This window comes from Candidatus Halobonum tyrrellensis G22 (genome assembly GCF_000495475.1).
Taxonomy (GTDB): Archaea; Halobacteriota; Halobacteria; order Halobacteriales; family Haloferacaceae; genus Halobonum; species Halobonum tyrrellense.
This window is the reverse complement of sequence record NZ_ASGZ01000014.1, coordinates 1-7,713: the sequence shown is the minus strand read 5'-3', so window position 1 is coordinate 7,713 and position 7,713 is coordinate 1. Positions and strand designations below refer to the sequence as shown.

General features: G+C 71.1%; 9 protein-coding genes. 7 read left to right on the top strand and 2 right to left on the bottom strand.

The annotated features are described in order from the left end of the window. Positions 1-386 (bottom strand): DUF7344 domain-containing protein (locus K933_RS05105; protein ID WP_023393621.1); only part of this gene is annotated, 386 nt, incomplete at its 3' end. A 165-nt stretch (positions 387-551) separates the two neighbouring features. Here K933_RS05105 and K933_RS05100 point away from each other — a divergent pair. The 3 genes from K933_RS05100 (at position 552) to K933_RS05090 (ending at position 3,786) form a co-directional block, all read left to right on the top strand. Then, positions 552-1,256: a 5-formyltetrahydrofolate cyclo-ligase gene (locus K933_RS05100; RefSeq protein WP_049947619.1), complete on the top strand. Its 705-nt coding sequence runs from the start codon at positions 552-554 to the stop codon at positions 1,254-1,256. A 181-nt stretch (positions 1,257-1,437) separates the two neighbouring features. Then, a complete protein-coding gene (locus tag K933_RS05095) occupies positions 1,438-2,862 on the top strand; it encodes a TIGR00341 family protein (RefSeq protein ID WP_200862292.1) in 1,425 nt (474 codons plus the stop codon). A 150-nt stretch (positions 2,863-3,012) separates the two neighbouring features. Further along, on the top strand, positions 3,013-3,786 hold the full coding sequence (locus K933_RS05090; RefSeq protein ID WP_023393618.1) for an SIMPL domain-containing protein: 774 nt from the start codon (positions 3,013-3,015) through the stop codon (positions 3,784-3,786). Positions 3,787-3,822: 36 nt separating this feature from the next. Here K933_RS05090 and K933_RS05085 read toward each other — a convergent pair whose 3' ends face one another. Then, positions 3,823-4,794 (bottom strand): NOG1 family protein, encoded by a 972-nt coding sequence (locus K933_RS05085; RefSeq protein ID WP_023393617.1) that lies wholly within the window; start codon positions 4,792-4,794, stop codon positions 3,823-3,825. 383 nt (positions 4,795-5,177) lie between these two features. Between K933_RS05085 and K933_RS05080 the strand changes: the two genes are divergently transcribed. Genes K933_RS05080 through spt4 form a run of 4 tightly spaced genes read left to right on the top strand, consistent with a single transcriptional unit; the run spans position 5,178 to position 7,578 of the window. After that, positions 5,178-6,407 (top strand): translation initiation factor IF-2 subunit gamma, encoded by a 1,230-nt coding sequence (locus K933_RS05080; protein ID WP_023393616.1) that lies wholly within the window; start codon positions 5,178-5,180, stop codon positions 6,405-6,407. A 4-nt stretch (positions 6,408-6,411) separates the two neighbouring features. Then, complete coding sequence (locus tag K933_RS05075) at positions 6,412-6,801, top strand: PIN domain-containing protein (protein ID WP_023393615.1); 390 nt, start codon at positions 6,412-6,414, stop codon at positions 6,799-6,801. A 3-nt stretch (positions 6,802-6,804) separates the two neighbouring features. Further along, complete coding sequence (locus K933_RS05070; RefSeq protein ID WP_023393614.1) at positions 6,805-7,380, top strand: DNA-directed RNA polymerase; 576 nt, start codon at positions 6,805-6,807, stop codon at positions 7,378-7,380. Then, positions 7,381-7,578 carry a transcription elongation factor subunit Spt4 gene (spt4, locus tag K933_RS05065; RefSeq protein ID WP_023393613.1) on the top strand — a complete coding sequence of 66 codons (198 nt, stop codon included), beginning with the start codon at positions 7,381-7,383 and terminating at the stop codon, positions 7,576-7,578. Positions 7,579-7,713 lie beyond the last annotated feature (135 nt).

Below are 7,713 nucleotides of genomic sequence, written 5' to 3'. Positions count from 1 at the left end.
CGCGCGAGACGCTCCGCGAGCACGTCGACGGTCGGCGTCGGGGTGACGACGTTCCTGCCCCCGTCGTAGCTGACCGCCCCCGCGGCGGCCAGTTTCGGCAGGTGGACCTGTCCGAGCGCGACCGCGACGCGCCGCCGCTCGGCAGCCCCGGCGGGGTCGCCGCCGTCGGCCGCGCGGCCGTCCTCGCGTTCGCGGGCGGCCACCGACTCGGCGAGGTCGGCGACCCCGACCGGTTCCGAGGCGGACGCGAGACACCGGATCGCCGTCCGTCGCCGCCCGTTGCTCAGCAGTTTGAACGCCGTCTCGTCGTCGAGTGCCCGGACCGCCGGGGCGGCCGACCCGCGCCCGTCTGTCCCCTGCTCGCGACCGAGGGGGTCGGATTGCATGCTCCGGGACGTTCGCCGGACGGAGGATAAGCCGCGCGGGCCGTTGTGACGGTTCGGTACGGTTGCAGCCGTCGCGACCGACAGTCCGCGACCGTTGCGACAGTTTATCCGCCCGCGAGTGACCGACTCGGCGGGGATATGTACCTCCGGGCCGACCGGCCGGACATGGAGAAGCAGGCCCTTCGCGAGCGCGTCTGGGACGAACTGGAGGAGAGCGGGGTGGCCCGGTTTCCGTACCCGCCGCACGGCCGGATCCCAAACTTCGCGGGCGCTGACGCGGCCGCCGACCGGCTCGCGACGACCGACGCGTGGCGGGAGGCGGACGTGGTCAAGGCCAACCCCGACGCCCCGCAACTCCCGGTTCGGCGCGCCGCGCTGCGGGCGGGGAAGACCGTGTACATGGCCGTCCCCCGACTGCGGGACGAGGAGTGTTTCCTCCGGTTGGACCCCGCGGAGGTCGACGACGTCGACCACGCGACGACGGTCGGCGGGTCGTCGGAGGCGGGCGTGCCGGTCGGTCCCGACGACGTGGAGCCGGTCGACCTGGTCGTCTCGGGCAGCGTCGCGGTGACGGAGGCGGGTGCGCGCGTCGGGAAGGGCGAGGGGTACAGCGACCTGGAGTTCGGGGTCCTCCGCGAGTTCGGGCTGGTCGGCGACGCCACGACGACGGCCACGACGGTCCACGAACGGCAGGTGGTCGACGAGGCGGTGCCGACCGCGGCCCACGACGTGCCGATGGACCTCGTGGTCACGCCCGACCGGACGGTGGAGACGGGCGCCGACGGGAAGCCCGCGGGGGTCGACTGGGACGCGCTCGACGACGAGCGTCTCGCCGAGATACCGGTGCTCGACCGCCTCCGGGCGCGGTAGCACGAACCGACCGGGACCGGGGACGAGCGGCCGGCGACGCGGGCGACCCGGCCGGCGACGCGGGTCGGTGCGAGCCGTGCCACACCGCGCGAGCGCGGCGACACAACCAGCCGGACGCCGCCGGGGACCCCGCGGTGTCGAGAGCGGGAAGGTTTTAGCGAGTGGGGGAGTGGTACCGGCCGTGCGACTCGTCCAGGTGATGGTCCCCGCGGGAAAGCGACAGACGGTGCTGTCGGTCCTCGACGACGAGGGGATCGACTACGCCATCTCCGACGAGACGAGCGGCCGCGACTACACCGCCATCGTCTCGTTCCCCCTCCCCGTCGGCGCCGTGGAGCCGGTGTTGGGGAAGCTCCGCGAGGCCGGTCTCGAACGGGACGCGTACACGGTGGTGGTCGACGCCGAGACGGTCATCTCCAAGCGCTTCGAGCGACTCGAAGAGCAGTACCAACAGGAGGGGAACGGCGACAACCGGATCGCGCGCGAGGAGATAATCGCCGACGCCGGCGACATGGCGCCCGACTGGATGCCGTTCCTCGTGATGACCGCGATCAGTTCGATCGTTGCAACCGCGGGCCTGCTGCTCGACTCGCCGGCCGTGGTCGTCGGGTCGATGGTGATCGCGCCGCTGGTCGGCCCGGCGATGGCGACCAGCGTCGGCACCGTCGTCAACGACAGCGAGATGTTCAAGCGGGGGGTGCGGCTCCAGGCGGTCGGGCTGCTGCTCGCGATCGGGAGCGCCGCGGTGTTCGCCGCGGTGCTCAGGTTCACCCACGCCGTCCCCTTCACCGTCGAGGAGGTGTTCGCGCTCGGCGAGGTCCGCGAACGCCTCGCGCCCGACGTGCTCTCGTTACCCATCGCGATCGGCGCCGGGGTCGCGGGCGCGATATCGCTGTCGTCGGGCGTGTCGGCCGCGCTCGTCGGCGTCATGATCGCGGCCGCGCTCGTCCCGCCGATCGCCGTGGTCGGCATCGGTATCGCGTGGGGCCAGCCGATGGCGATCAGCGGGTCGGCGATGCTGGTCGTCGTCAACTTCCTCTCGATCAACCTCGCGGCCATCGTGGTGCTGTGGTACCGGGGGTACCGCCCGGACAACCTGTTCCAGTTCAGCGACGCTCGCACCCGGGCGCTCAAGCGAGTGTCGGTGCTCGCGATCGTGATCCTGCTGGCGACGTCGGTGCTCGGCGCCGTCACGGTCGCCTCCTACGAGAGCGCGCAGTTCGAGACGGCCGTCGAGAACGAGGCGCGAACGCTCGTCGGCCCCGCCGAGACGGTTCTCGACGTGGAGGTGACGTACGGGGGGTACCCGATCCGACAGCCGACCGCGGCGACGGTCACCGTCGGCTACCCGCTGGGCGCGGACCCGAAACCGATAGCCGACGCGCTGGCCGAACGGCTCTCGGGCGACCGGACCGCCCTGCTCGGTCTCGGTCCCTCGGCGGAGGTCGACATCTCGGTGCGCTACCTGCCGACGCAGACGGCCGAGACCCGCGGCGAGACCGACCCCGGCGACCCCGGGAGCGGCGGCAACGAGAGCGGAGGCGCCGACGACAACGGGACCCGGACGCCGGTCCCCACGCCGTCGGACCACACCGCACTCGGCTGACCGCGCCCGCTCCGGCCCCGGCGCGGCCGACTGCCGGGTGAGGCCGCCGGCGGCGACCCCGACCGTCGGACGCTCGATCGGGTTCGGTCAAACGGCTCTTTGTGTTTAGCGCGGGTTCAAGCGCTCAGCCGGCGTAATAGTCGCGTGGATATGGACCCCAGACCGAAGTACGTCCTCCTCGCGGCCCTCGCGGTGCTACTCGCGGGCTGTGCCGGGGCGGCGACCGACCCGACGGCCGCGAACGCGACGGCCGCGAACGCGACGACACAGACGCAGACCGACGCCCACACCGTCACCGCCGGCGGCACCGGCGAGGTGAGCGCCGACCCCGACGTGGCGGTCGTGAGCGTCGCCGTCGAGGCGCGCGCCGACACCGCCGAGGCGGCCCGCGACGCCGTCGCCGCCGACGCCGAGACGCTCTCGAACGCGCTCTCGGAGGCGGGGCTGAGCGCCAACACGACCGGCTACGCCCTCTCGCCCGAGTACGACTACGGCGACGACTCGCGCGAACTCGTCGGCTACCGCGCGTTCGAGAGCTTCGAGGTGGAGACCGACGTCGACCGCGCGGGCGAGGCGGTCGACATCGCGGTCGACAACGGCGCGACCCGCGTCGACGGCGTGCGCTTCGACCTGAGCGACGAACGCCGCGCCGACCTCGGCGGGGACGCCATCGCCGCCGCGATGGCCGACGCGCGGACCGACGCCGACGCGGCCGCCGGCGCCGTCGACCGGTCGGTCGGGACCGTCGTCTCCGTCGACGTGGACACCGACGGGACGGCCGCCCCCTACGCCGCCCGCGAGACGGCCGCCGACGCCGGGGGCGCGACAACGTTCCAGCCCGGGCCGGTGACCGTCACCGCGACGGTGAGCGTGACGTACGAACTGAGCGAGTCGGCGGCGGGAGCCGAGGCGAGCCGGGAGTAGAGCGTCCGCGTTCCCGCGTCCGCTGTCGATGACGGCTCAGTCGGCGTTCTCGCGCGACGGCAGGTCGGGTTCGAACCCGACCGCCTCGACCGCGAGATCCAGGACGCCCTCGACGTTGTCGTCGTCGGTGACGCTCATGTACGCGTCCGCCTCGACCTCCCGGGAGCGGTCGCTCTTGTTACAGACGGTCAACACGGGTACGTCGAACTCCGCCACGACGGAGTCGCGGAGCGCGAGTTGGGCGTCGAGCGGGTAGCCGCAGTCGCCCGAGGCGTCGACGACGAACAGGACGGCGTCCGCGAGGTGGGTCAGCGCCGACGCCGCCTGCCGTTCGATGTCGTTGCGTTCCTCCGCGGGCCGGTCGAGCAGCCCCGGCGTGTCGACGATCTGGTAGCGGACCCGGTCGCGTTCGAAGTGACCCAGCCCGACCGCCTTCGTCGTGAACGGGTAGGAGGCTATCTCCCCGCGCGCGCGGGTGACGCGGTTGACGAACGACGACTTGCCGACGTTCGGGTAGCCCGCGACCACGATCGTGGGGTCGTCCGCCCGGATCTCGGGCAGGTTCTTCAGCGCGTCGCGCGCCTCGCCCACCTGGAGCAGGTCGTCTTCGATCTGGTCCATGATGTCCGCCATCCGCGCGAACGCCTGCTTGCGGTGTTTCCGGGCGGTCGCGGCGTCCGCCCGGCGGATCTTGGTGGTGTACTCCGAGCGGAGGTCGGCGATCTGTCTCGACGCCCAGTTGACCCGCGAGAGCGCCTGCCTGAGTTCGTCGACGTCGACGACGGCGTCCGCGAGTTCGTGGTAGAAGGGGTCGACCTCGAACTCGAAGTCGGGCCACTCGGTGGAGACGTTCTCCAGGTTGTCCGAGAGGATGTTCGCGGCGGTCCGGAGCATCGACTCCTGGGCCTCGTGGCCCTCTTTCGCTCGGCCGGCACGGGCCGCGCGCGAGAACGCCTTGTCGAGGAGTTCCTCGCTTCGTGGGGTCGTGGGGAGGTCTTCGAAGAGCATGGCGAGGGTACTCGGTTGAAGGCAGGTTCGTGACGACGCCGTATAAGCCCGTTCGTTCGCGTTTTCGGCGGATCGACGGCCGATCGGGCAGGGTGGCGGCCCGACGCCGGACGGGGTACCGGCGGCGGTCGACACCGTCCGGAGCGGGTACGACCGGCCCCCGCGCTCGCGGTCCCGTTCGGCTCCCTCGTCGCCACGGTCGGCGTCGACGCGGCGTGACACCGCGTCTCGGCGTGAGCGCCAGGTCGCGACGCGCGGGGCGGTCCGGGGGCGAGCGCGGCCCGCGCGGACGAAACCGGCGGAAGTAGGTCGAATCGAGAGAACAGCACCTTTATCACTCGCTCGGGGCGAATCCCGTACGAGATTATCCCTTCAGGAGGCTCATGGTGACGGAACAAACTCAACCGGAGGTGAACATCGGACTCGTCGGCCACGTCGACCACGGGAAGACCACGCTCGTGCAGGCACTCTCGGGGTCGTGGACCGACCAGCACAGCGAGGAGATGCGCCGCGGCATCTCGATCAGACTGGGGTACGCCGACGCCACGCTGCGTCGGTGTCCCGAGGAGGACGAGCCCGACTGTTACACCGTCGAGGAGACGTGCTCGGAGCACGACGTCGAGACCGACGTACTGCGGACGGTCTCGTTCGTCGACGCGCCGGGCCACGAGACGCTGATGGCGACGATGCTGTCGGGTGCCGCGATCATGGACGGGGCGGTGCTCGTGGTCTCCGCCACCGAGGACATCCCACAGGCGCAGACCGAAGAGCACCTGATGGCGCTCGACATCATCGGCATCGACAACATCGTCGTCGCCCAGAACAAGGTCGACCTGGTCGACGCCGACCGCGCGCGCGAGAACTACCAGCAGATCCAGGAGTTCGTCGAGGGCACCGTCGCGGAGGACGCCCCGATCGTCCCGATCAGCGCCCAACAGGAGATCAACATGGACCTGCTGATCGGCGCGCTCGAAGACGAGATCCCAACGCCCGACCGCGACGAGACGGTGCCGTCCCGCATGCTGGTCGCGCGCTCGTTCGACATCAACCGCCCGGGGACGACCGCCGACGATCTACTCGGCGGCGTCCTCGGCGGGTCGCTCGCGCAGGGGACGCTCGACGTCGACGACGACCTCGAACTCCGCCCCGGCCGGGAGGTCGAGGAGGGCGGCCAGTCGGAGTACCGCTCGATCGAGACGAGCGTGCGGTCGATCCAGGCGGGCGGCAACCCCGTCGAGTCGGCGACGCCGGGCGGCCTGCTCGGCGTCGGGACGGGGCTCGACCCCAGCCTGACGAAGGGCGACGCGCTGGCCGGTCAGGTCGCCGGCGAACCCGGGAGCCTGCCGCCGACGCGCGAGGCGTTCGAGATGGACGTCGAACTGCTCGACCGCGTGGTCGGCGAGGGCGAGGTGGACGAAATATCGACGGGCGAGCCGCTGATGCTCACCGTCGGCACCGCGACGACGGTCGGTGCGGTGACGAGCGCCCGCGAGGGCGAGTGCGAGGTGTCGCTCAAGCGCCCCGTCTGTGCGGAGGCGGGCGCGAAGATCGCGATCAACCGGCGGATGGGCGCGCGCTGGCGGCTCATCGGCGTCGGCACGCTGGCGGAGTGACGCGGTGACGACGGTCGTCCTCGACACGAACGCGCTCATGATGCCCGTCGAGTGCGGCGTGCGCGTGTTCGAGGAACTCGACCGGGTGGTCGTCGGCGCGGAGCCGGTGACCCCGGCGGCCGTCGTCGACGAGTTGGAGCGGCTGAGCGAGTCGAACGGCGCCGAAGGCACGGCCGCGTCGGTCGGTCTCGACCTGGCCGGGCGCTGTCGCGTCGTCGAGACGACGGCGTCGTACGCCGACGACGCGGTGGTCGAACTCGCCGAGACGGGCGCGGACGGCGGGCAACGCCACGTCGTCACCAACGACCGGCCCCTCGCGACGCGGCTGCGCGAACGCGGCGTTCGCGTAATCGGTTTAAGGGGCGAGAACACACTGGCGGTAACAGAACCATAGCATATGTACAAACGGGTACGACTCAAGGACACGGTCGAGGTGCCGCCGGAACACCTGGCGGACGTCACCACCGACCGGGTTCGCAAGCTCCTACAGAACAAGCTGGAAGGGCGGATGGACGAGGACGTGGGCAGCATCGTGAGCGTGAGCGAGGTACACGACATCGGCGAGGGGGCGGTGCTCCCGAGCAGGCCGGGCGTCTACTACGAGGCGGAGTTCGACGCGGTCACGTTCGACCCCGACATGCAGGAGGTCGTCGACGGCAACGTGGTCGAGGTGGTGGAGTTCGGCGCGTTCGTCGGCATCGGGCCGGTCGACGGGCTGCTCCACGTCTCGCAGATATCGGACGAGTATCTCGCGTACGACGGCGAGAACCAGCAGTTGGCGTCGACAGAGTCGAACCAGACGCTCGGCGTCGAGGACGCCGTACGCGTCCGGATCGTCACCAAGAGCATCGACGAGCGCAACCCCCGCGACTCGAAGATCGGACTCACCGCCAAACAGCCCGGTCTCGGCAAGCACGGTTGGCTCGAAGACGAGGCGGCCAAGCGCGACGAGGCGACGGCGGAGGGGAACTAGATGGCGGAAGACCGGCTCGCCTGCCGCGAGTGTCACTTCGTGAACGATCCGAACGCCCAGACGTGCGAGAACTGCGGCTCCTCCTCACTGACGGAGGACTGGGCCGGCTACGTCATCATCAACCACCCGGAGAGTTCGGAGATCGCACCCGAGATGAACGTCACCAAGGCCGGCAGCTACGCGCTGAAGGTGCGTTGAGGCCGCCGGCTCTCCCGTTCACGCACCCGTGACGCTCCCGCTCCGTCTCCCGGACGACCTCCGCTCGGCGTTCAAGGAGCCGCTGGGTCCCGTCTACACCGACGCGGAGGCGCTCCTCGCCGAGGCGGGCGACCC

Excerpts from the sequence above, each read along its gene's own strand:
- K933_RS05100 (WP_049947619.1), top strand. The coding sequence starts at position 552 with ATGGAGAAGCAGGCCCTTCGCGAGCGCGTCTGGGACGAACTGGAGGAG.
- K933_RS05090 (WP_023393618.1), top strand. The coding sequence starts at position 3,013 with ATGGACCCCAGACCGAAGTACGTCCTCCTCGCGGCCCTCGCGGTGCTA.
- K933_RS05085 (WP_023393617.1), bottom strand. The coding sequence starts at position 4,794 with ATGCTCTTCGAAGACCTCCCCACGACCCCACGAAGCGAGGAACTCCTC.
- K933_RS05080 (WP_023393616.1), top strand. The coding sequence starts at position 5,178 with ATGGTGACGGAACAAACTCAACCGGAGGTGAACATCGGACTCGTCGGC.
- K933_RS05070 (WP_023393614.1), top strand. The coding sequence starts at position 6,805 with ATGTACAAACGGGTACGACTCAAGGACACGGTCGAGGTGCCGCCGGAA.
- spt4 (WP_023393613.1), top strand. The coding sequence starts at position 7,381 with ATGGCGGAAGACCGGCTCGCCTGCCGCGAGTGTCACTTCGTGAACGAT.